Annotated in this window: 16 protein-coding genes; 7 read left to right on the forward strand and 9 right to left on the reverse strand. The window is 38.0% G+C overall.

What is annotated here, in order from left to right:
• Nucleotides 1–678 precede the first annotated feature (678 nt).
• Nucleotides 679–1,083: a hypothetical protein gene (locus QNI22_RS17945; protein WP_314512695.1), complete on the forward strand. Its 405-nt coding sequence runs from the start codon at nucleotides 679–681 to the stop codon at nucleotides 1,081–1,083.
• Here the strand turns inward: QNI22_RS17945 and QNI22_RS17950 are convergent.
• From QNI22_RS17950 to QNI22_RS17970, 5 genes are all read right to left on the reverse strand, one after another.
• Entirely contained in the window at nucleotides 1,076–1,459 is a 384-nt protein-coding gene (locus QNI22_RS17950; protein ID WP_314512697.1) for a hypothetical protein, read from the reverse strand. The genes QNI22_RS17945 and QNI22_RS17950 overlap by 8 nt on opposite strands.
• A gap of 133 nt (nucleotides 1,460–1,592) precedes the next feature.
• Nucleotides 1,593–3,086 (reverse strand): N-acetylneuraminate synthase family protein, encoded by a 1,494-nt coding sequence (locus QNI22_RS17955; RefSeq protein WP_314512699.1) that lies wholly within the window; start codon nucleotides 3,084–3,086, stop codon nucleotides 1,593–1,595.
• A 57-nt stretch (nucleotides 3,087–3,143) separates the two neighbouring features.
• On the reverse strand, nucleotides 3,144–4,184 hold the full coding sequence (locus tag QNI22_RS17960; RefSeq protein WP_314512701.1) for an acylneuraminate cytidylyltransferase family protein: 1,041 nt from the start codon (nucleotides 4,182–4,184) through the stop codon (nucleotides 3,144–3,146).
• 117 nt (nucleotides 4,185–4,301) lie between these two features.
• Nucleotides 4,302–8,075 (reverse strand): T9SS type A sorting domain-containing protein, encoded by a 3,774-nt coding sequence (locus QNI22_RS17965; RefSeq protein WP_314512703.1) that lies wholly within the window; start codon nucleotides 8,073–8,075, stop codon nucleotides 4,302–4,304.
• A gap of 119 nt (nucleotides 8,076–8,194) precedes the next feature.
• Entirely contained in the window at nucleotides 8,195–8,923 is a 729-nt protein-coding gene (locus QNI22_RS17970) for a glycosyltransferase family 2 protein (RefSeq protein WP_314512705.1), read from the reverse strand.
• 582 nt (nucleotides 8,924–9,505) lie between these two features.
• Between QNI22_RS17970 and rlmB the strand changes: the two genes are divergently transcribed.
• Nucleotides 9,506–10,243, forward strand: coding sequence for a 23S rRNA (guanosine(2251)-2'-O)-methyltransferase RlmB (gene rlmB / locus QNI22_RS17975; RefSeq protein WP_314512707.1), 738 nt, complete (start codon nucleotides 9,506–9,508; stop codon nucleotides 10,241–10,243).
• A gap of 76 nt (nucleotides 10,244–10,319) precedes the next feature.
• Here the strand turns inward: rlmB and QNI22_RS17980 are convergent, their stop codons facing one another.
• Together QNI22_RS17980 and pheS are read right to left on the reverse strand one after the other, a co-directional pair.
• On the reverse strand, nucleotides 10,320–11,081 hold the full coding sequence (locus QNI22_RS17980) for a zinc-dependent peptidase (protein ID WP_314512708.1): 762 nt from the start codon (nucleotides 11,079–11,081) through the stop codon (nucleotides 10,320–10,322).
• Between the two features lie 158 nt (nucleotides 11,082–11,239).
• Nucleotides 11,240–12,280 carry a phenylalanine--tRNA ligase subunit alpha gene (pheS, locus tag QNI22_RS17985; protein ID WP_313979685.1) on the reverse strand — a complete coding sequence of 347 codons (1,041 nt, stop codon included), beginning with the start codon at nucleotides 12,278–12,280 and terminating at the stop codon, nucleotides 11,240–11,242.
• A 321-nt stretch (nucleotides 12,281–12,601) separates the two neighbouring features.
• Here pheS and QNI22_RS17990 point away from each other — a divergent pair, with 321 nt between their 5' ends.
• The 4 genes from QNI22_RS17990 to QNI22_RS18005 all read left to right on the forward strand — a co-directional run bounded on the left by QNI22_RS17990 (nucleotide 12,602) and on the right by QNI22_RS18005 (nucleotide 17,526).
• On the forward strand, nucleotides 12,602–14,743 hold the full coding sequence (locus QNI22_RS17990; RefSeq protein ID WP_314512710.1) for a peptidylprolyl isomerase: 2,142 nt from the start codon (nucleotides 12,602–12,604) through the stop codon (nucleotides 14,741–14,743).
• A 190-nt stretch (nucleotides 14,744–14,933) separates the two neighbouring features.
• Entirely contained in the window at nucleotides 14,934–15,794 is an 861-nt protein-coding gene (locus QNI22_RS17995) for a TraB/GumN family protein (RefSeq protein WP_314512711.1), read from the forward strand.
• A gap of 89 nt (nucleotides 15,795–15,883) precedes the next feature.
• Entirely contained in the window at nucleotides 15,884–16,732 is an 849-nt protein-coding gene (locus QNI22_RS18000) for an SMP-30/gluconolactonase/LRE family protein (RefSeq protein ID WP_314512713.1), read from the forward strand.
• A 158-nt stretch (nucleotides 16,733–16,890) separates the two neighbouring features.
• Entirely contained in the window at nucleotides 16,891–17,526 is a 636-nt protein-coding gene (locus tag QNI22_RS18005) for a uridine kinase family protein (RefSeq protein WP_314512715.1), read from the forward strand.
• 670 nt (nucleotides 17,527–18,196) lie between these two features.
• Here the strand turns inward: QNI22_RS18005 and QNI22_RS18010 are convergent.
• Nucleotides 18,197–20,872: an ABC transporter permease gene (locus tag QNI22_RS18010; protein ID WP_314512717.1), complete on the reverse strand. Its 2,676-nt coding sequence runs from the start codon at nucleotides 20,870–20,872 to the stop codon at nucleotides 18,197–18,199.
• Nucleotides 20,873–21,028: 156 nt separating this feature from the next.
• Nucleotides 21,029–22,255 (reverse strand): S-adenosylmethionine:tRNA ribosyltransferase-isomerase, encoded by a 1,227-nt coding sequence (locus tag QNI22_RS18015; RefSeq protein WP_314512719.1) that lies wholly within the window; start codon nucleotides 22,253–22,255, stop codon nucleotides 21,029–21,031.
• A gap of 283 nt (nucleotides 22,256–22,538) precedes the next feature.
• Here QNI22_RS18015 and tatC point away from each other — a divergent pair, with 283 nt between their 5' ends.
• The gene (gene tatC, locus QNI22_RS18020) at nucleotides 22,539–23,339 is read left to right on the forward strand and encodes a twin-arginine translocase subunit TatC (protein WP_314512767.1); all 801 of its coding nucleotides are present in this window, start codon (nucleotides 22,539–22,541) and stop codon (nucleotides 23,337–23,339) included.
• Nucleotides 23,340–23,346: the final 7 nt, after the last annotated feature.

Genomic DNA, 23,346 nt, shown 5'->3' on the forward strand with positions numbered 1-23,346 from the left:
AAATAACGATTTTGCTGTGTGATTGTATACCCAACAGATCTATACCTGATTAATAGTTCTTTTTTTATTTATAAATAACTTTAAGAAGGCTGTTTTTGGCTGGAGATTGATTACTCGCAGAAAGTTAGTGGTTTGTACTTATTATATACTTATCTGATTAAGTCTGTAACCTTTTCCCTGCTAAGAATTTTGTATTATTCTGTCAGCAAGAAAGTTAATAGAAAAGTGGGATAGAATGAATAGCCTAAAATAGCATTCTAAAAAATTACAGGCAATTTTACTTAGTGTGTTTGCAGTGCCTATATATTTAAAAAACCACAGGCAATACCTACCATTGCCTGTGGTTTCAATTATCCTATATGATGTTCTGTATTACGAATTACGAGACCCACAAAAAGAATAAAGCATCCAATTAATATGAGAGTTGCCATAGCGATATTCTTTAAATAATACATTCATTATAGTAGTTATATCCAAAATCTGTGCCAGTAGTATCTTTGCCACTTTTCCATTTTTACTAAGAACGATCAGGTGAGAAAAATATTGGTGTGATGTTTAGTCATTTTGTGTACTTTAGTAATTAGCAGATCGTCCGTAACAGATTATTATGAACGATTTAGTGAGACAAGCATAACTCTGCTTGCGATTTAATGACTGTACTTCACCTATATATAATCGATGAATATACATATTGATGATATTCCTCTTAGTATAGAAGACATTCCTGACTTGGCTATTATCCAGTATTATGTTGTACGAAATAGCTATGAGAATGGTGTATATGGCGATTGTTCGCAGGAGTGTGAAGATTCTGTATCCTTTCAGATATATCTTTATCCAGATGTAATTTTGCGTCACCCGGTAGTATATATTTCTGTAAAGGGTACTAAAAATAAGGACAAGGAAATTTATTTAGGTGATTTATATCTCACTTTCAAAGTATTTGAACAACAGTTCTCAACTAAAAGCCGAACTCCGGAGTTTGAAGTAATATCTCCGGATCGGTTTAGACAGGAACTGACCTGGCTGCTTCTTAAAAATAAAGAGGCTATTCAGAAAATGGATAACTGGCTTATTACTTAAATATCAATAAAACTACCAACAAGAATACAACCAACCCTGAAACAACTATGAGTGTATAGATACGTTTGTTTAGTTGTTCAAACTGTTTTTCAATTTTCTCAACAGCCCACACAGTATCATCTGCATTGCTGGACTCTATTGCTGCCAGAATAGCCGGATAGATAGCTCGTAACTTTTCGAACTCCTGATCAGAAAGATCCTTGTTTGACATCGCTAGCCTAGTCATAAGTTCTATCAAAGTTTTGGAAGATGTCTTTGTTATTGCCAATGTCCATTGTGTAAACAAAGGAGAGTCTCTGGGTGCAGAAAGAAGTTGCATTGAAAGTTGACTGAGTTCTTCAACAGTAAAAGGTTTGACCATATCGTTTGTAATCAAACTGTTTGTTCTATAATGTACAAAGCTATAATACGATAAATTTAATCAGATATCAAGGACCACTTCATAGATAAAAAAAATCCCTCAATACCTTTAATGAGCATTGAGGGATCAGTAATTGGATTTATTATCTCTAAAATTCTTCCAGTACTGTTTTACGTTGCATAGGGTCTAAAGCAGCAATGCTTTCATCTTCATAGAAAGAGTCGTTACGAAAATGCGTAGTTGAAATTTCTTCAAAGATTGCCCCTTTTTCAGAGCTAAAAGAATGCCATGTTTCCCGTTCTACCAGCAGCTGATCTCCTGGTTTAAGAATATACTGACGATCTTCTAACTGTGCCTTCAGATCACCATATAACAGTTGGAAAGTTTCTTCTTTCTTTTTGTGTTTATGGGATGGATGTGACTGACCTGGTAGAACAACAATTAATTTTTTGCAATATTCCCGATTAATGATATTTACAATTAAACAACCTGTAGTTGCGAAGTTTTCCAAACCATAGTGATGTGAAAGCTCAACTTCGTAATTATCACCTAACACGACTCCCGCTTCTGTAAATAATCCCTTGGCCTGATGGATAATTCCTCTGATCTGAGTATATAAATCGGGAGGGTTTGTTTCAAATACCCCTTCATTTAATTTATAATCCTTTGAAGCTTTCCACTTTGCCCGATAACGACCAAATTCTCCGGAGGTAAGTTGGCCAGGCTGACATGGCATGGCAAAGAATACATCATCTGCTGTAATTTCTTGTCCACTTTTTAGGGCTCGCTTAGCAAAGACACCTCTCTTTAAAGACAATAAGGAATCTATTTCTGCCTGTGTTACAGACTTTTCATTATTTCCACAGATTATCTTGGCCTGTAAGGTAGCTGCAATCCACTGATCTACCTGCTCTGGATTCATTGAGTAGTTATTCAGTTTGATAGTATCTGTTGGCAAACCTACATGGCGTTCCAGAATCTTAGCTCCTTTGGCAATAGCAATTTTAGCTACATCTGTGTTGTCAGGTGCTTCATGACCTGAATAGCCAATAGTTACATCCGGATAACGACGGATTATCTTTTCAAGGAAATTAAGATGCAATACATTATCAGGACTTGGATAAATTCCTACACAATGCAACACTGCAAAATCAACTGTACGATGACGAAGGAAGCTCACCAGATTATCTATCTGTGGCATTAATAATCCACCAGTAGAAGCAATAATAGGCTTTCCTGCTTTGGCTATTTTCTGTAATAAAGGCCAGTCATCTGCACTGGCACTGGCTACTTTAATAATCTCAATACCATGTTTCAGAATAATGTCCACAGATTCTTCATCAAATGGAGTACAGATGGTAACAAGCCCTTCTTCACGAGTGGCTTTTACCATGGTATAGTAATCGTCCAGAGACAATTCTGTACTGAGGAAACGGCTGATGTGTTTGGCTTCTGTATTGTTACGGTAATCAGGATGGATAAACGTATCCAATTGACGGTACTGAAACTTTACAGCTGCATTGATATTGTATTTACGTTTAATTTTTCCCATCTCCCGGATAATCGCAAGGCCATGATTAACATCGCCCTGGTGATTATTGGCCATCTCAAATATAAAAAGATCATTAAAAAGAGGATTCATATACATGTAAAGAAGTTAATGGATGAAAAGGCATAGAAGGTATAACGAACTACTAATTTATTTCTTAACCAGTTTGTAGAGATCATCAAAAGATAGCATTCGGTCATCTATATAATATTCTGCTGCTGGCTTGCCAAATCGGAGATCATGGTATCTTACTCCCCAACGTTTCATCTGCTCGCGGGTAGTTTCTGACCAGTCAATTCCGGTTTTGGTACCACGTGCTGTAAATAATATAATCTCGTGTCCAGCATCATAAAGTGCATTTACGGCAGCAACCATCATTGGGTTACAGTCGGCCTTTGTATAATCATTGTCAGGCGTAAGAGTAGCAATCACACCATCAATATCAAAACAGAAAGACTTAACTTTTTTAGTGTGGCCAGATGGCACATCATTAGCTACAGAGTTAAGACGTGCAGATACTTCACTAAGCTGACTCTCATAATCAATATCAAAGATTTCCTGCATGATATACCCCTGTATACGATCACCTGTCATAGAATTCTTTTCCAGTAATGTACTGGTGCGTACAATATCAATGGATGCATTCTGCAGATAGGTTTTAGGCAATATCTGTCGGGGTTGATTATAGGCTTCGCGTATATCTGTTTTAATGACAGGGCTTAGTTTACCTGTCTCATCCTGAAACCACATTTTGTAAGGTGTTTCAGGGCTTTCTACTACAGAGCGAACAGAATCCAAGGTATTATCAGACAGGATTATCTCAATCATCATATCAATATCTGCAGGGTTTCGAACCGGATGGGTAGGCCGTAAATGAACACAGATATCCGGAATATAATTTTCGTTTTCCTTTAACCAATGCAAGGTATGCTGAAATACTTCCAGATCAGTTGAATGATCCTGGGAAATCTCATCCGGACGTAAAAATGGAACTTCTGCTCCAAATTGCTTTGCGATGTCTGCATAGAGTTCGCTATCTGTACTGACAATTACACGATCTATTTTTTTTGAAGATAAGGCATGTTCAATGGAATAAGCCAGCATGGGCTTACCTGCAATGGAACGGATATTTTTATGAGGGATGGACTTAGAGCCTTGACGAGCTGGTATAATGGCTAAAACAGTTGGCACAATAGTGTTATTTTCGCTGAAACAGGATTTTATTGGCCAAAGTTAAAAAGAAAAACGTAGAAGCATAGTACTGTGACTACACTTCTACGTTTTCAAAAGTTTGGGTTTTATGTCAAACTAGTATTGCTTCACAACTTTAATAGTTTCTTTTACACCTGTCTGATCTGTAATACGAATCAGATACAAGCCTTGCGAAGATTTTTTACCTAATACAACTGTATTACCACCTGCAGATTGTGCATGATCCACAACTTTACCTGTTTGATCTACCAGGCTAACAGTAACTGCTGCATATTCTGCTTTTAATGTAACAGATATAGTGCTATTGAATGGATTCGGATAAGCTACAGACTGACTTTGCTCATCTTCTGATAAGCTGGTAGCTGCGGCTGCAACTCTTCCTGATGGAGATGCCATAGTTTTAAAAGTAACAGTTGCAGACCAAGGTGACCATGCACCTGCACCTAATGGGTTATTAGACGCTTGTGCTCTTACACGAAGATAGTATGTAGTATTATAGTTTAATGGTGAGTTAACTGTAGTAGCATAACTCGCTGCTGTAATATCTCTTACTATACCTGTAAAACCTGCATCAGTACTTATCTGTAATTGCATACCTGTTACATTCCAAACACCAGCAGGAGGACATGATGCAGTTATGGATGGTGTTACAAACATACTTGTCAAAGTACCTGCCATAGTTGCAGTAGGTGTAAGCGTATAAGATGGAACTGTAAATGCTGCCACATTTGCCCAGTAACCTGTTTGTAGATAGGTACCGTTTGCTGCAGTTCTTACGTTCTTCACACGCAGATAATAGGTTTTTCCAGGTATCAGGTAACGTACATAATCATACTCTCCCAGTACTGTAAATGCCTGGTAATTATCATCACGAGCTGAAATGTCAATCGCTACTAAACGTCCGTTTATCCATTTTCTATATGAATAGCGTTCATAAGCTATTCCACTTCCCGCAGGATCTGCAGATATAGGGCCGTATGGACCATGTACATCAACCAGATTTGTGAAATTTACATCTGTTGCAATCTGGAAGAACATAGAAGTTGCATTTTTCATATGCCATCCTCTTAGTTTCATTGAATTGGAAGATACATTTCCTACAGGGCTATCTGCATACGTTGGATGCAAAGAGTTATACACATGTTTAATGTTTGCAGCAGATGTCCATGGACCTACAGACGGTGCTGATATTCTAACACGTATATAATATTTCTCTCCAGATTGTAATTGCTGTGAATTAGGATTGAATGCAAAAACATTGGAAGCCGAAGTTGCAGTATAATGAATGTTAGAAGTAAAAGTTGAATCAGTGCTCAGTTGAATTTCATACTGTGTGGCTCCTGATACAGCCAGAACCTGTAATGTTTGATTCAAACTATTGAGATATATCTCACCACCTACCACATTAGATGTACTAGTAACTAGTTCAAGATAAGTTTCAAGTGGACTAACAGTTGTAAACGTATAGATATTTGGATTTGAATCATCTCCATCATAATTGCTATAGTATCCTACTACTCCACCATTTAAGCTTACTTCTGTGGAGATACGAATCTTGTAAGTAATTCCCGCTGTCAACACTCCATTTGGAATGCTGAAGGATGGACTTGCCGAACTCGCATAGTAGTAGCCTGTTCTGGTAGACCAGTCTCCTGTGCCACCAACAGGTACGATCTCAATCTGATAATTTGTAATAGCACCACAGTCTCCCTGATATGGGGCAAATGTAATTGTAGGAGTCACAGAAACCCCTGTCGCTCCATCTAGCGGAGTGGATAATGTTGGTGTTAAAGTACCTCCAATACCTCCGGTGCTAAAATCAAATAATGTTGCAGATCCTGTGATAGCTGTAAAGCTGCCTCCTGTACCTGTACCTGCAGTCAAACGCATTTCATAATTTGTATTCGCAAGTAATTGCGTATTAGTAAATGAGAATGTGTAATCAGAACCACTAGCTGTACTATAGAAAGCTGTTCCGAAAGAACCGGAAGGCTTTTGTCTGTACTCTACTTTTATGGTAGTTGCTCCCGGGTAAGCATTTACAATCACAGGGAATCCACAAGGATTTAATCCAGTTAACGAAAGTGGACTTTGAATAGAAACTCCAGGTGTTGCAGAAACAGTGAAAGTATTAGTATCACTGAATGTACCATTTGCTGTATTATACGTAACCCGGGCACGATAGGTATTTCCTGCTGTTAGGAAAGAAGGAACAGTCCAATTATAAGTAGCAGTTGTATAATTCTGAGAAGCAACTACTGTATTTCCAACTGTTCCATCCAGGATTTCATACAATACAGAGTTTAATGTACAACCTGCAAATGGAGATTGAATTATAATAGTAGGTGTCACAGTATTAACTGTTACTCCATCTGCTGGCGAGGTAATTACAGGTGTGTTAGCCGCTTCACTGGATTGATTAACTCCTGTAAACCAATCGTTATATACTTGTCCAATCAACGTACCTGTATTATTAGCCCCTGTCCGGGTTGTTAATTCAACCAGATAGTGTGCATTATCTGCAAATAATGAACGGAGCAACGTTATATTAAAAGGTGTAGTCGCAGCATTACCATCTGCAAAGTTATATGTTTGTTGAAAGATAGTAGGTCCAGGCCCTATTGGGAACACTTTGAATACTAAGCTTCTTGCGGATGTGCTGTTCGCATTCACATTAGCAACAACATCTGAACATAAATCCAGCGTTGCCTCATCAGCTGGTGAAATGAGTAAAGGGTCTGCAATAACAAGAGATTCTGTCGTGAAGCTGATGACTTTTTCTCCTACAGTTGTTCCACTTATTTGGAAGGTAACACGTACATAATATTGTGTGCCAAATTCTAATGTAGCTGGAGTCCAGCTAAACGCTCCATTACCACTTCCCTGTAAACTGGTTTGTTTGGATGATCCACCAAAGGCTGGATCTGTATCCACTTCTATAATTCTTGATGTCAATGTTCCACAACCTGTATACGCAGCAACTGCGATAGATGGGGTTCTTGATACATCTGTTGCACCATCTAATGGAGAAGTAATAACTGGTATAGAGGAAGGTGGTTTTACTCCTGTTGTAAACGTAGAAGTTGTAGTTCCTATTAGTTCACCATTGATATCAACGCTGTACACCTCTATAGTATATGGCGTGCTAGCGGCTAATAATGCGGTATCTATTGCTGGCAATGCATAATTTGTTGTAGCTGTTGTTGCGTTGGCAAAAGTCGGATTTATACCATCTGCATCACTATCTACAACCGGACTGCTTGGATCTGAGGTTGGATAGACAAGGTATAGAAGTGTACGCGCTCCCTGATAATTGGCATTAACAGTAATTGTAAGGTTCTGACAAAGGTCAAAAGATGCTCCATTGGCAGGAGAAATAATTTGAGGATTTTGTAAAGCAGGCTCTGTGATGGTAATTCTTGTAAGCGTGCTATTTAAAACAGTTGCATCAGAAGGTCCAAACCAACCTGCTGTTGCTGTTGATGTCTGAACTCTTACATAATATACTTGGGAAGTAGAAGGATCAAGATCAGCATAAGATTGTAAAAGATTCCACAAAGGATAGGTGTATGTTGCAGTTGTAGAAGTAGTAGGTATAATAGTAGGAGAAAAATAACCTGCACCACTGACAGCTGCACTGGACAGAAGTAATGTTACACCATCGCTATCATAAAGCTGAACTCTAAGCCTTCTTATTCCTGTTCTAGGAGTTGTCCCTGCACTTAAACGTCCAGTCATTGTTTGTGTGTAGGGATTTATACCTGTTGCATTATTTGCTGGGGTTGTAATTGTTGGAGCTTGTCCGAGCACAGAAAAATCTGCTAGCAGCCCCCCCAAAACCATTAAGAGAAATAGTACACTTTTTTTCATAAAATATTGATTATTGAGACTTTCTGACTTTATGTAAAATCTTTAAATTAATCCTTCCCAAATAAGAAAAGGTAAGTCTGTATCACCTGATATTTCAATAAGATTTTCTTATATTAAAATCAGGCAAACAGGTTATATTTCAAAATGCAATAAATTGCACGGAAACCATCTTTCCAGTTTATCTTTTTCCCTTCTGCATAAGTACGTCCATAATAAGATATACCTACTTCATAAATGCGAACATTAGGGATACGAGCCACTTTTGCTGTTACTTCCGGCTCAAAACCAAACCGGTTTTCTTTCAGCTTAATTGCCTGAATCATATCTGTACGAAAGAGCTTATAGCATGTTTCCATATCTGTCAGGTTCAAGTTGGTAAACATATTGGATAAAAATGTCAGGAACTTGTTACCAATAGTATGCCAAAAGAATAAAATACGGTGTGGATTTCCGCCCATAAAGCGAGAACCAAATACTATGTCTGCAAATCCTTCCAGAACAGGTTGTAAAAGAATATTATATTCCCGCGGATCATACTCTAAATCCGCATCCTGAATAATTACATATTCACCGGTTGCTTTACTGATCCCTGTATGCAGGGCGGCTCCTTTGCCTTTGTTTACTTCGTGTTTAAAATACGTAATAGGTAGATCTGGATTTTCTCGTTGATAATTCAGAATAGACTCTTCTGTGTTATCTTTTGAACAGTCATTAATAATGATGACCTCTTTTTCAATGTTGTTGAGTAATTGTACCGCTTTGATTTTATTTAAAATGAAGTGAATAGTTCTCCCTTCATTATATGCCGGAATAACAATAGATAGTTTGGTAATGGTCGTTGTTTGCACAGAAAATAAGGTTTAATAAGCAAGAATGATGCTATTTATAGTCAAATTATGTAAAAGTAAATAATACTTTTGCAATTCTAGTGCATATTCCTTAAAAAAAGAATTGCACAAAAACAATACTCTTGTTTATTAGACTATTATGCAATGATATCTTTGTTCAATACAACCTTGTTATTTATTTCTATGGATTTTTACTATATATTTCAAAAACGTGCCTGACCTGAGAAAAATATATATAGTTTCCTATCTATTATATACGATAATAACTAAATTTTAGATTCACAGGTAGTAAGATACTGTTTCGCTTACTTACTAGACAGGAAGTTAATAGCATAGAAAATTAAGACGTATCTATCCATTATAAGACACCTGATACTAAATAAGCTACTATTTTCAGGATATATTTTATTTAGAAATAATAAGGAAACTCAAAAACAACTTTGTTTTATATATCAGTTTAGCCTACTATATTCATTGTAACAATTTTCAAGCATATCTCTGCTTACTGGACTTTTTATTCTACCCTGCACTGCCTACCTTTGCTCTTTCGCTTATTTTGTTTTCATACTAATTCTCTTTTCATTGAGCAAAGATCTTGTTTTTGGCATTCGGGCTGTGATTGAAACCATCCGGGCTGGTAAGGAAATAGACAAATTATTGGTACAGCGGGATCTGAGCACGGCCGGAAACCTGGCGGAATTACTACAGGCTGCGCATGAGTTTAATGTTCCTATATCTCGTGTACCTAAAGAGCGCCTGGACCGTGTTACTCGCAAAAATCATCAGGGCGTGATTGCATTTGTATCAGCTGTAAATTATGCTAAACTTCACAATGTCATCAGTGATGTATATGAGCGTGGGTTGGTGCCTTTGATCTTGATTTTGGACCGGGTAACTGATGTACGTAACTTTGGTGCTATAGCCCGTACTGCCGAGTGTGCTGGTGCGCATGCTATTGTTATTCCTGCTAAAGGAGCTGCCCAAATCAATGCGGATGCTGTCAAAACATCTTCAGGTGCACTGAATTTTATTCCGGTTTGTCGGGAAGAAAGTTTAGTAAGAACTGTCTCTTTTCTGCAAGAATCCGGATTACAGGTAATAGGATGTACAGAAAAAGCTGAAAAGTTATTATATGAAGTAGATCTTACTGTTCCTACAGCTATCATTATGGGATCAGAGGAAGATGGCATTACCAACGAACTGATTCGTAAAGTAGACACATTGGTCAAAATTCCTGAAGCTGGCCAAATTTCTTCTCTGAATGTTTCTGTTGCTGCCGGAGTAATGATTTATGAAGCAATACGTCAACGATTAAGATAGAAATTAGCAGAGCCAAGTAGTCTCCATGATCAGGAGACTATTTCATTACTAAGTGCATTTTAGCTTGTTGAGAGGCTCAAGCTGCAACTTGTCTGTGAAGAGGGTCCTGATTTAATAGATCTGCCATAGAATTATATAGTAAGGGCGCCTCAGACAACATTTCTGTTGGATTCTCAAAGAATGTTTCAACGGCTACCGCAAATAACTCGGCAACATTTGTACCTGCATATTTTCGCAACACAGATTCCTCTCCTGACTGTATCTTCCTATATTCCACTTTAGCCTGTAAAAAAAACTCCTGTACGTGTTCTGGTGCCAGGAAGTCCTCACCGTATTGACGGTTTTCGAGTAATAGTGCATGTGCCATTTCATGTAAGCCTACATTGAGGGCATCCGTTGGATAAAAATAGCCTTCCACAAAATGTTTCCATGATAATACGATGATCCCTCCTGCATTTACTTCGCCTACATGATAATCCCGGTTAAGCAGTGAATAATATTTGTCAGGATACAAAATAATCGTGTTAAAATGGGATAGATACACAGGTGAGAGACCAAATGTCAGTTGCACAGCACAGGCGGCTATCAATATTTTCATTTCCTCTGTGATTTCGAGTTTACCCCGTGAGATAAATTCTTTCTCTTGTAAAAATGTAGCTACCCTCAGATTAAATATTTGTTTCTTGTCAGGTGTCAGTTGTCGGTAGTACGCAAAGTTTTTCTCCAGAATAGTATCATTTAGAGAGAGTGTTTGTCTACTAACATGTTTCGTACGGACTTGTGTCCACCAGTAACCTCCAATTATCGCCACCAGCACACCAAAAATAATGGGTATCATAGAATCGGTATATTGTTAAAAAATGTTCATATAGTAAGCATCAAGCTGACTATATTTTTATGTAGATGCTGTAATCTAAAAAAAAGTAAGCGTGATACCATAAGTGGCATCACGCTTATCTGTAAGAATTCAGGAATTTCTTTATTTATTAGGATATCTTAACTGATTCCTCCAAACTGTCGCAGGAAGCGTATATCATTCTCACTAAATAAACGCAGATCCCGTACCTGATATAATAAGTTTGTAATCCGTTCGATGCCCATACCAAAAGCAAATCCGGTATATTTCTCAGCATCGATGCCACAGTTGGTAAGAACATTTGGATCAACCATACCTGAACCCAGAATTTCTACCCAACCTGTATGCTTACACATCTGGCAACCATCTCCTTTACAAATAAGACAGGATATATCCATTTCAGCACTTGGCTCTGTGAATGGGAAATAAGAAGCACGGAAACGCACCTTCACATCATTGCCAAACATCTCCTTCACGAAATAGTAAAGCGTATTTTTCAGATCTCGGAAACTAACATTGGTATCTATATAAAGACCTTCTACCTGATGAAAGAAGCAATGTGCTCTGGCTGAAATGGCTTCATTGCGATACACACGACCTGGCATAATAGCACGGATTGGCGGTTTTTGTTTTTCCATCAAACGCACTTGCACACCAGATGTATGTGTCCGTAATAGTAGGTCATCTGCTGGGTTATCTGTTTTCCGAATAAAAAACGTATCCTGCATTTCACGGGCAGGGTGATTTTCGGCAAAGTTCAAGGCGGCAAAGTTGTGCCAGTCATCTTCAATTTCAGGGCCATCCGCAACAGCAAATCCCATTCTGCCAAAAATCTCTATAATACGATTACGTACCAGCGTCAATGGATGTACAGACCCCAGTTCGTTTGGATATACAGGTAGTGTAAGATCAACAGGTGCTGCTTGTTGAGCGGATAAGCTTTGCTCTTCAATCCATGCCTGCTTTTCCTTAAACTTATTTTCAGCCAGATTCTTAAGTGTATTTAATTCTGCTCCCATTGCCCGGCGATCTTCTGCAGGAATGGTTTTCATGCCTTCAAACAATTCGGCAATTACACTTTTTCGGCTTATATAAGCCATCCGGAATTGTTCCAGTTGGTCTGCAGAATCAATTTGGGCGTCTTCGATCTGTTGTCGAATGTCCTTAATGCGGTCTAACATATAAAGTTTCGGATTTGACTATAATCAGGCTGATATCAAAAATAGTACAAACGGATGTGTCCATTAGTAGTATTTGTTTCGCAAAGATAATAGTCCGGGTATGAAATCGTATTCTTTCTATGCAAAAACCTGTAAATTATCCACAATAAACACCTATATGATTTACAAAAAACATTGTTTTTTATGGGATTATCTTTTTATTTTGCGTCCCTTTCTGTGTAAAAACAAAAGGTGACCCTATTTTTCGGGAAAGTATATTTTGCTAAATCAGAAATAACGTCTCATTATTTATTTTTAATCACCTATTTTAATTGTCAACGAATGGCAGTAATTGGTAAAATCAGAGAAAAAGCAGGCTGGGCAATCGGATTGATTGCTTTAGGATTAGGCCTTTTTATTGTCGGTGCCGACTTTTTTGGCCCCAAATCAAATCTGTTCAGTAATGATGCCGAAGTTGGAAAAATTGCGGGTCATGGCATTAGTGCTAAAGAATTTGAGGCTGAAGTGGAACAGATAAAAGCCACTATGGCAATGCAAGGGCAGAATCCAACAGAGCAACAACTGCAACAAATTCGTGAACAGGTATGGCAGGATATGATTTTCCGTTATGCATACCAGCCACAGTTTGAAAAACTGGGCATTGGCTTGTCTCCAGAAGAGCGGGATGATATGATTGCAGGAGATAACATTCATACCAGCATCAAACAAACTCAAGTATTCCAAAATGCATCAGGCCAGTTTGATAGGACTATGCTGGATCGTTACCTGGATTACATAGAGTCAGACTCTGCCCGTCCTCAGGATAAGCAATTATGGGAAAACTTTATCGTAAACCAACTGCCTCAAATGCGTATGCGTGAGAAGTATGACAATCTGTTACGTACTTCCTTATATGTTACACAGGCAGAAGCACAGCATGAGTATGAAGCACAAGTTGCCAAAGTTGATGCTAAATACATATATGTTCCTTATTATTCTATTCCTGATTCTACTATCAAGGTTTCTGATGATGAATTAAAAACGTATTTGAGTGCACATAAGAATCAGTACAAAGGAGATGAAACTCGCAGTCTTAAATATGTGACTTTCCCTATCATGCCTTCTGCTAAAGATAGCGCTGACCTGAAAAGTCAATTGGTGGATCTTGCTAAACAGCTGGCTGTTGCACCAAACGATTCATCTTTTGCTATTGCTGAATCAGAAATTGAAGTTCCAGGTAATGGTTCCTATCAGGTAATTGGGGCACTGCCTCAGGAAATTCAGAATACGATCTCTACCTTAATACCAGGTTCTATTAATGGGCCTTTTCAGGATGGTAACGAATACTACATCTTTAAATATGATGGAGCAAAAGATGATAGCATTCCTTCATTACGCGCCAGCCATATTTTATTTAATTTACCTAAAGGTGCCTCAGATTCAGTAAAAGCCCAAACTCGTAAACAAGCTGAAGATGTATTGAAACAAATCAAAGATGGAGCTAGTTTTGAAGCCCTAGCACAACAATATGGTTCTGATGGTACTGCGCAACGTGGAGGGGACTTGGGTTGGTTTTCTAAGAATGGGCAAATGGTAAAGGAGTTCGAAGGACCTATATTTAGCTTTAACGGATCTGGCTTGCTTCCAAACCTTGTCGAAACTGAGTATGGTTATCATATAGTGAAAGTAACTCAACCTAAGACATACAAGAAATACAAAGTTGCTGTTATCCGTAAGTCTATCGTACCTAGTGAGGCTACTCGAAATGAAGTATATCGTAAAGCCAGTGCAATCGGCAGTCAGGCTAAAGATATTGCTTCATTTGAAGAGGCTGTAAAGAAAGATCCTACTTTATCTGCTTACACTGCGGATCGTCTTCAGCCACAAGCTACCAGCATCAATACACTGGTTAATGCAAGATCTATTGTACAGTGGGCATTTAAAGATGATACAAAAGTAGGAACTGTTTCAACAGAATTGTTTGAACTGGATAATCCAAACCAGTATGTAATAGCTGTATTAACTGGTAAAAGTGAAAAAGGATCTCCTTCTGTAGACGCATATCGGGCTGAACTAACCAATAAGGTTCGTAATCAGAAAAAAGCAGAACAGATCATAAGCAAGTTGGGTGATCTATCTGGAACATTGGATGCTATTGCTCAGAAATATGGTGCACAAGCTCAGGTGTTGACAGGTACAGATATTACAATGGGATCTAATTCTTTACCAAGTGTGGGAATGGAACCTGCGGCCCTGGGTAAAGCATTTGGTTTGAAAGTTGGTCAGAAAAGTAAGGCTATCAAAGGTGAGAATGGTGTGATTGTAATGGAAGTTACTAAACAAACTCCTGCTCCTCAGATCGCAGATTATACACAATATAAGACGCAACTGAAACAAAATAAGAGCTTCTCTGTCACCTATCTGGCTGGTGAAGCTATCAAGGAAGATGCAGATATCGAAGATTTGAGATATAAATTCTATTAATAGCCTGTATTATCTACTATGATTTAAAACCTTGCTTCACCAGAAAGCAAGGTTTTTTTATTTCTACAGATATAGCTCAGAAATGTAGTTTATTAAAAAGCTTCTGTTTACTGAACAAATCATCGTATTTTTATGGAGAGTCAGATCTGTAAGGTCATACAAGGGTTAATCAAATTATTATATATTCACAATGAGACATTACCTTCTGCTTTGTATCAGCTTTTTATTTTCAATACCAACTTTGTTTGCCCAGAATGATAAATCCTTATTATGGGAGATATCAGGGAAAGGAATCACTAAGCCTTCCTATATTTTTGGAACAATACATATATTGTGTGCATCAGACCTGGTAATTACTAACAATCTTAAGATTGCCTTTAACAAGTCTGAACAACTTTATTTGGAATTGGATATGGATGATCCAGGTATGTTGCTTCAGATGATGCAACATATGACCATGAAAGATGGTATAACTCTAAAGTCATTGGTTTCAGAGGCAGATTACACTATCGTATCTACCTTCTTTCAGAAGAAAACAGGCATGTCAATAGATATGTTGGCTGGAACCAAGCCATTTTTTATTATGAGTTTGGTTTTGCCTTCTACCATGAGTTGTCAGACAGCCTCATGGGAAACTTCATTAATGTCACTGGCGCAGGAGCAAAAGATTGAGACATACGGACTGGAGACTTTACAAGATCAATTGGCAGTTATTGATCAGATCTCCTATAAAGATCAGGCTTCAATGCTACTAGAGACTTTGAAAGATACTATCCAATCACAAAAAGAAAATCAAAAACTTATAAACCTATACAAAGATCAGGATATAGATGGTATGCAGAAATCTATTGCAGAGGCATCTCAGGCAACCTCCAAGTATGAACGTATACTGCTAACAGACCGAAATAACCGATGGATACCACTTATTACCAAAATTGCCACAGAGAGGCCTACTTTTTTTGCTGTAGGTGCAGGACATCTGGGAGGAAAAAAAGGAGTGATACAACTATTGCGTAAAGCAGGCTACCAAATAAAACCTGTAAAGTTATAGTTAAAAAAGCTGCTAATTTTCTACTTAGTATGTGCAAATATCATTGAAAGTCAACACTTTTGTTTTTCATCACTTCAACCCTAACACCTATGAAATCAGTAAGTGCTTTTTTGACCTGTGCAGGTCTTTTCCTTCTATTACTATCAACTAATACAATTGCACAATCTGTGAAATTGACAAAGGTTTGGGAAACCGATACTACTGTCACTACTCCTGAATCAGTATTTTATGATAACAAGACAAATACCATTTATGTGTCTTGTATCAATGGGGGACCCGCTCCTGAAAATTCAAAAAGTTTTATTGCCAAGGTAAGTCCTGATGGCAAAGTCCTTCAGCGAATCACAGAAGGACTAAACTCAACCAAGGGATTGATTGTAAGTGGCAATAAAATTTATGTAACAGAGATATTTAAACTGGTAGAAATAGATCTGAAAACAGGGAAGGTTAGTAAGAAATACGATGTGCCAGAAGCAAAATTTTTGAATGATGTGACCGCTGATGAAAGTGGAATGGTGTACTTTACAGATATGCGAAACAATCGCATCTGGATGTTACACAATGGTATGATTATGAAGGTAAGCGAAGGCGGACCATTAAATAATCCAAATGGACTTTTGTATGAGAAAGGAAAGCTGCTGGTTGGAAATGGAGATGGAAAGATTTTGGCATATGATATAAAGACCAAGCAGTATACTACTCTTGCAGAAGGTATGGGTGGAATAGATGGATTGGTATCTGATGGAAAGAAGGGGTATTTTGCTTCTGAATGGCGTGGTAAAATCTGGCATGTGACACCTGATGGAAAAATTGAGCTACTGCATGATACAGTGGATCAAAAAATAAATACAGCTGACATCGACTATATCCCTTCTAAAAAGACTTTGCTGGTACCAACATTCTTTGTTAATAAAGTACTGGCATTTAAAGTAGATTGAATTAAATAGCTTAGTACTGTTAAAGATAACCTCTTCATTGTGGAGAGGTTATCTTTTTATAGATGGACAATCTTTTGTATCAATAGGGTTTGTTATATAAAGATCGTATTTTTGAGAAAAATTCTTCCTTCTTCTCAACAAACTCCCATTCCAATCGAATGCAGCGTCCTTTCATCGTCGGTATTACAGGTGGTAGCGGTTCCGGCAAGACATATTTTCTGAATAGCCTATTAAAATCCTTTTCCTCAGAGGAGATTTGTTTAATTTCTCAGGATAACTATTACCGACCATTAGAACAGCAACAACTGGATTCTAATGGCGTACAAAACTTTGATCTTCCTGAAGCCATCGATCATCAGCTCTTTGGCTATCATGTAATGGGTCTGAGAGAGGGACGTACAATTCAACAAAAGGAATATACTTTTAACAAAAAGGATATAGAACCTCAGATGCTTACCTTCCAACCTGCTCCTATTATAGTGGTAGAAGGTTTGTTTGTGTTGTATTATCCTGAAGTAGCCAATCTATTGGATTTAAAGATCTTCATTGACGCTAAAGAACATATCAAATTGAAGCGTCGTATCTTTCGGGATAACACAGAAAGAGGATATGACCTCACAGATGTTTTATACAGACTTGAGCACCATATCGTACCTGCTTATGAGAAGTACATAGCTCCCCTTAAACATGAAGCAGATGTAATTATTCCAAACAATAGCCACTTTAAGACTGCTTTGGAAATGGTTATTCTATTTTTGCAAAGTAAGGTTAAGTCAAACCTTTCAGTAAAGTAGACACACACAAAAGGAAGTGGTTCAGGATAATTATACTGTAAAACACTCAACAAGTAGATATTGGAGCGAGACAATTAATCTACTACCCGCACTGAGTCAACCATTTCTATATTTCTTTTTTATTGATTAACGAAATAATTGTTTGGTATTGTAACTTCAATGTTATTAAGTACAAGCGTAAGATGGACTATCCCAAATTTTGGATGTGATTCAGTCCGAACTTGTAAATAGAATAAAGCCTAGAATCTTCAAGAGCCTAGGCTTTATTCTCAGTTGAATTACTCGTTTAAAAAGTCCAAAAAGGATAATTTTTCTATACTATTTTCCCCACAAGAACAAGGAATAGTCTCATGGGGAAGATTCCTTATACATTTATACTACTTCCCGTCATTAAAGAAAACTCTAGTTCTATTCGTAACTATATCTTGCTTTAGAAATCAGGATTACTTGTTTATTAAGTAGTAAGACACTTTAAATATTAGTTTATATACTCGTTTCCAATTTTATACACAACTAATCAGAATGGCATTTCTATACTGCTATTTTGTCTGATTACTTAATTCTTACCAGATAATAACAACTACAAATGTTGTAAAGAGAGCAATTAAAGGGCTCTGAAAAAATAGCTCAGACCATTCTATCCGAAATTCCCTTATATGTCTTATCTACTTTATTCACTTCGTAATATCTTCACCGGATTTACATGTGCTGCTTTAATTGCCTGAGAGCTTACGGTAAACAAAGCTATCAGAATCGCAGAAGCTCCACAGAATGCAAACACCCACCAGGCTATATCAATGTGATAGGCAAAATCACTTAACCAAAGACTCATAGCATAATATACCAATGGCCATGCTATCAGATTTGCCAAAGCAACAAGTTTTAAGAAATCTTTGGCAAATAAGGTTACAATATCACTTACAGATGCACCAACCACCTTACGGATACCGATTTCCTTCTTACGCTGCTCAGCCATAAACATCGCCAACCCAAATAAGCCCAGACAAGCTACAAATATGGTCAACCCAGAGAATAGCCCTACAATTTGTCCAATTCGTTGCTCTGCCTGATAGACAGCTTCAAAATCAGTATCCAGAAAGGAGTATTCAAAAGGTGCTTCGACTCCAAGGGCTGTCCATTGTTGCTTCAGTGAAGATAGTAAACCTGACACATCTTTTGTTTTTACCTTTACCAGTATAGTCCCCCGATTTTGTCCCAGTACCATTACCAATGGAGAAATACGTTCATGCAATGATCTGAAATGAAAATCCTGCACGATCCCAATCACATGATAAGCAGTTTTCTTTCCATCATTATCTGAATTTGTAAGAGTATGCCCAATGGCATTTTTATTCCAGCCAAAACTTCTGGCAGCAGTTTCATTTAGAATAATGGCAGTAGAGTCGGTAGCAAATTGTTCTGAGAAGTTTCGCCCCTGTACGATTTTCATACCCATTGTTGTCAGATAACGGTAATCGACTCCATAACGAAGCGTTTTTACCATCTTAGTAGGATTATCTTCTCCTGTAACAAAAAAATTATTATTGTAAGAATTACCTGCAGGTACATAGCCTGAAATGCTTGCATTACTCACCCGTGAATCCTGCAGCAATTTCTGATAAAACACATCTTCATTTTTAGCTAGTCGCCAGGTCTCCCGCATAATCAATACCTGATCCCTGTCGTACCCTAATGCTTTATTTTGAATATATGAAAGTTGCTGATATACGATGGTTGTTCCTATCATTAAAGAGATCGAGACACAAAACTGAAAAACAACCAGACCACTGCGCAATCCAATACTTTCCCGAGCTGTTACCAATTTGCCTTTCAGCACCTGTATGGGTTTAAAAGAAGACAGAAAGAATGCCGGATAACTACCAGCAATAGTCCCAACCAAAATACCAAATAAAAGTAGACCAGGCAACAACCAGGGAGTTTCTACAAATTGGAAACTCAGTTGCCTTCCGGCCAGATGATTAAATACAGGCAATGCCAGGTATACCAAACCAATAGCAATACCCAATGCGAACAATGTAAGCAGAATAGATTCCAACAGAAACTGTCCTATCAATTCAGATTTTACAGAGCCAAGCACTTTACGCATTCCTACTTCTCTGGCTCGTTTGACAGCGCCTGCTGTTGAAAGGTTCATAAAGTTGATACAGGCAATAAGTACCATGAAGATGGCAATTGCACTAAAGATATAGATATACTGAATATTGCCAGCCGGACTTAGATCATATAAGAAATTAGAATGCAGATGGATATCTGTCAGTGGTTGTAAAAATAGCCCTATACTGTTTCCTTTCTGCCGAAACTCTTTTGTACTCATTCCCATTGCTACCTGCATCTGTGGACTCATGTACTTATCTACTGTATAATCCAGCTTACTTTCGAGCTTTTTGTAGTCATATCCTTTAGGTAGTACCAGATAGGTATAAAATTCAGATGACATCCATGAGTCTGACTTAGCCTCAGGCAGACTGCTCATGGAAACAAACAGGTCAAAATGAAAGTGAGAGTTGGTAGGGATTGTTTCTATTACTCCTGTTATTTTACAGGTAGCATTTAGTTCTTTAAATACCAACATCTTGCCTATCGGGTCTTCTATTCCGAAGTAACGTTTGGCTAATTCTTTGGTAATGACAGTACTATTGGGCTCAAGCAAAGCCGTTCTAGGATTTCCCTGCAGGAAAGGCAGTGTAAACACCTGAAAAAAGTTAGAGTCTGCAAAAGCAAAACCATTGATCTTAAATGTATTCTCCTTGTAAGAGACCAAAGGAGATCCTCCAGAACGCAAACGGGTAGCATCCAGCACTTCCGGATAGTCGGACTTCAATACACGAGCTGTAGGTGGCATTACATGAGATTCAGCAATATGTTCTCCGTGTGTATTTGCATTAAATACAACCCGCACTATTTGATCGGCCTTCTCATTAAATCGGTCATAACTAAATTCATGTTGTACATACAACATAATTAATAGTGCAGTAGAGATGCCTATGGCAAGTCCAAATACATTTAAAAACGTAAAAGCTTTACGACGCCACAGATTACGAAAGGCGATGGTCAAATAGTTTTGTAGCATATCAGTAGTCAGAGTTTGTAGTATTTTCTTGCGTCGAATAAAAGAAGGCCTCAGGTAACTAACTACCTCCCAAAAGTACAGTCTGTTTGCATAGCGTATCCCATTCCTTCTGACACGCAGATAGTATCTTTCATATAGATCGCCTTGTACCTCTTCCAGTAAATGGGGAGCACAAAATCGTTCCAGCAAATAGTCCATCCAGAGAGGCGGATCACTATGTGTATTGGAAGATTGCTTTAATGAAGATGGTTGCATGTATCAGGATGAGTTACTACCAGACATTACTTCTATTTCGGTAGAACAAATGCATTGCCAAAAAACAAAATGCCTCTTTCTACAATAGAAAGAGGCATTTACTAAAAAGATCTTCATTTTATATGTCCGATAACGAACACATGTTGTCCGATTTTATTATGGAATAAGTATAGAAGAATCACCATAACTCAGAAAGCGGTATCCATTGCTTAATGCCTCCTGATAAATACGTTTCCAGTCTTCTCCCACAAATGCGGCAACCAGCAGAATAAGAGTACTTCCAGGTTGGTGATAGTTGGTGATTAGCCCTTTACATACTCTGAACTGATAACCTGGTACGATGAGAATCTGTGTTTCGCCTATTATCTCTTCCAGGTTATGTTGCTGCATGTAATTATAAATAGCCTGAAAAGATTCACTGATAGTTGGCAGTTGTCCTTCTACCTGATAGGGATATACTTTCTCAATGAAGAAATTAGTTGTTTCCTTTCTGAGCAATTTCACTCCATACCAGTATAGACTCTCTATACTTCGCATAGAGGTAGTACCAACTACAAAAATCGACTCTGGCTTCTGAAGTAGATTCTCTAGGCTACTTTTGGTAAAAACAATCTGTTCAATATGCATGGGATGCTGCCATACATTTTTTTCTTTGATAGGCTGAAATGTACCTGCCCCTACATGTAACGTAATAAACTCTGTTTCTATACCTTTTGCTTTCAACTCTGCAAAAACAACATCTGTAAAATGTAAACCAGCAGTTGGTGCCGCTACAGCTCCTTCGTTTCGTGAATAGACAGTTTGATACGTCTCTTCATCTTTTTTACTTGCTTTACGGTTAAGGTAAGGTGGCAATGGAATCTCTCCCAACTTTGCCAGCACGTCTGAAAAAGGCAAGTTAGCAGGTGACCAGGAAAAACGAACCAGATTTTGAGCAACATCTGCCAATACAGCTTCAACAGCTATTGATTCTGTAACAGAAATAACTAGCAGCATCTTCAGAGACTCTCCCTCTTTCCATCGTTTTTTATTTCCAATCATGCATTGCCAGATACAACTACCTGTTTGTCGCATGGCTTCATGAGCTGTCTGGCTGTGGTTTTGAGGTTGTAATAGAAAAATTTCAATCAAAGCGCCTGTGTCCCGCCGAAAATATAAACGGGCAGGAATTACTTTGGTATCATTAAAAACTAATAATGTACCTTCAGGCAAAAAATCCGTTACTTTGTAAAAATTCGTATGTGTAATATTACCTTTGTTATAAACCAGTAACCGGGACTGATCCCGTGGCTCAACCGGAAAAGTGGCAATATGCTCTTCAGGTAAATGATAGGTATATTCTTCAAGGAGAATTTCTGTCAAAAATGATGGATTGGGACTCATACTAAAATACCCGATTTTCGTTTTCTATCTGAAGTTCTCAGATTTCAAGGATTGTTGTCAATAAAATGTTGCAATTTGAGTATTTTTGTAAAGCCTTGGTACTTTTCTGGTGTAAATCTTTGTGCAGAAATGCAGTGGTACCATTTAAAATATAAACTCTGTTACTTAACAAATTATCTTATCTGTGAAGCCGACATACGAGAACAGTTGGGAGGAGAACACACAATCTCAGACATCCTACTACGATAATGACGAAGAAGAGTCAAATCCAGGCGAAAGAGAGATGTCATTTATTGACCATCTGGAAGAGCTGCGCTGGCACATCATCCGCTCTGTAGCATCTATCTTCATTTTTGCGATTGCAGCATTATATTTTCACCATTTTATATTCCATGAAGTTTTGTTAGGTCCCAGCCGAACAGATTTCTGGACATATCGTATGCTCTGCAAGTTATCAGAGGTAGTGAATATGGCAGATCTTTGTGTAAACAAACTGGATTTTATTTTACAAAGCAGACAGGTAGGCGGTCAGTTCATGACCTATATTACAACAGCAGCGTTAGCCGGTTTAATCGGCGCTTTTCCATATGCTTTCTGGGAAGTCTGGCGTTTTATTAAACCAGGTCTGCGACCAGAAGAAAGAAGAGCGGCCAGAGGGGCTGTTTTTTATGTTACGCTTTTGTTTTTAAGTGGCGTCCTATTTGGCTATTATATCATTTCCCCATTGACAATCAACTTTCTGGCTAACTTTAAACTCGACGAAAGTATTTCCAACGAATTTGATATTGGCTCTTACTTCTCCATACTAGCTACACTTACAATAGCTTGTGGCGCAATGTTCGAATTGCCAATGGTAGTTTTCTTTTTATCTAAAGCGGGAGTTGTTACACCTTCTCTTATGCGGGAATATCGCCGTCATGCGTATGTTGTAATCCTAGTAATTGCTGCGATTATCACACCATCGCCTGACATGATCAGCCAGATTTTGGTTGCAATGCCTTTATTCTTCTTATATGAAATAAGTATTAGTGTTTCTGCAAGAGTAGAAAAACAAAGACAAAAAGCATGGGATGCAGGTACATAAGATCGGT

The organism is Xanthocytophaga agilis (assembly GCF_030068605.1).
In the GTDB taxonomy this organism is placed as follows: Bacteria; Bacteroidota; Bacteroidia; order Cytophagales; family 172606-1; genus Xanthocytophaga; species Xanthocytophaga agilis.

Coding starts and splice junctions, on each gene's coding strand:
- QNI22_RS17945 (WP_314512695.1), top strand. CDS start 679: ATGAATATACATATTGATGATATTCCTCTTAGTATAGAAGACATTCCT.
- QNI22_RS17955 (WP_314512699.1), bottom strand. CDS start 3,086: ATGAATCCTCTTTTTAATGATCTTTTTATATTTGAGATGGCCAATAAT.
- QNI22_RS17965 (WP_314512703.1), bottom strand. CDS start 8,075: ATGAAAAAAAGTGTACTATTTCTCTTAATGGTTTTGGGGGGGCTGCTA.
- QNI22_RS17980 (WP_314512708.1), bottom strand. CDS start 11,081: ATGATACCCATTATTTTTGGTGTGCTGGTGGCGATAATTGGAGGTTAC.
- pheS (WP_313979685.1), bottom strand. CDS start 12,280: ATGTTAGACCGCATTAAGGACATTCGACAACAGATCGAAGACGCCCAA.
- QNI22_RS17990 (WP_314512710.1), top strand. CDS start 12,602: ATGGCAGTAATTGGTAAAATCAGAGAAAAAGCAGGCTGGGCAATCGGA.
- QNI22_RS17995 (WP_314512711.1), top strand. CDS start 14,934: ATGAGACATTACCTTCTGCTTTGTATCAGCTTTTTATTTTCAATACCA.
- QNI22_RS18000 (WP_314512713.1), top strand. CDS start 15,884: ATGAAATCAGTAAGTGCTTTTTTGACCTGTGCAGGTCTTTTCCTTCTA.
- QNI22_RS18005 (WP_314512715.1), top strand. CDS start 16,891: ATGCAGCGTCCTTTCATCGTCGGTATTACAGGTGGTAGCGGTTCCGGC.
- QNI22_RS18010 (WP_314512717.1), bottom strand. CDS start 20,872: ATGCAACCATCTTCATTAAAGCAATCTTCCAATACACATAGTGATCCG.
- QNI22_RS18015 (WP_314512719.1), bottom strand. CDS start 22,255: ATGAGTCCCAATCCATCATTTTTGACAGAAATTCTCCTTGAAGAATAT.
- tatC (WP_314512767.1), top strand. CDS start 22,539: ATGTCATTTATTGACCATCTGGAAGAGCTGCGCTGGCACATCATCCGC.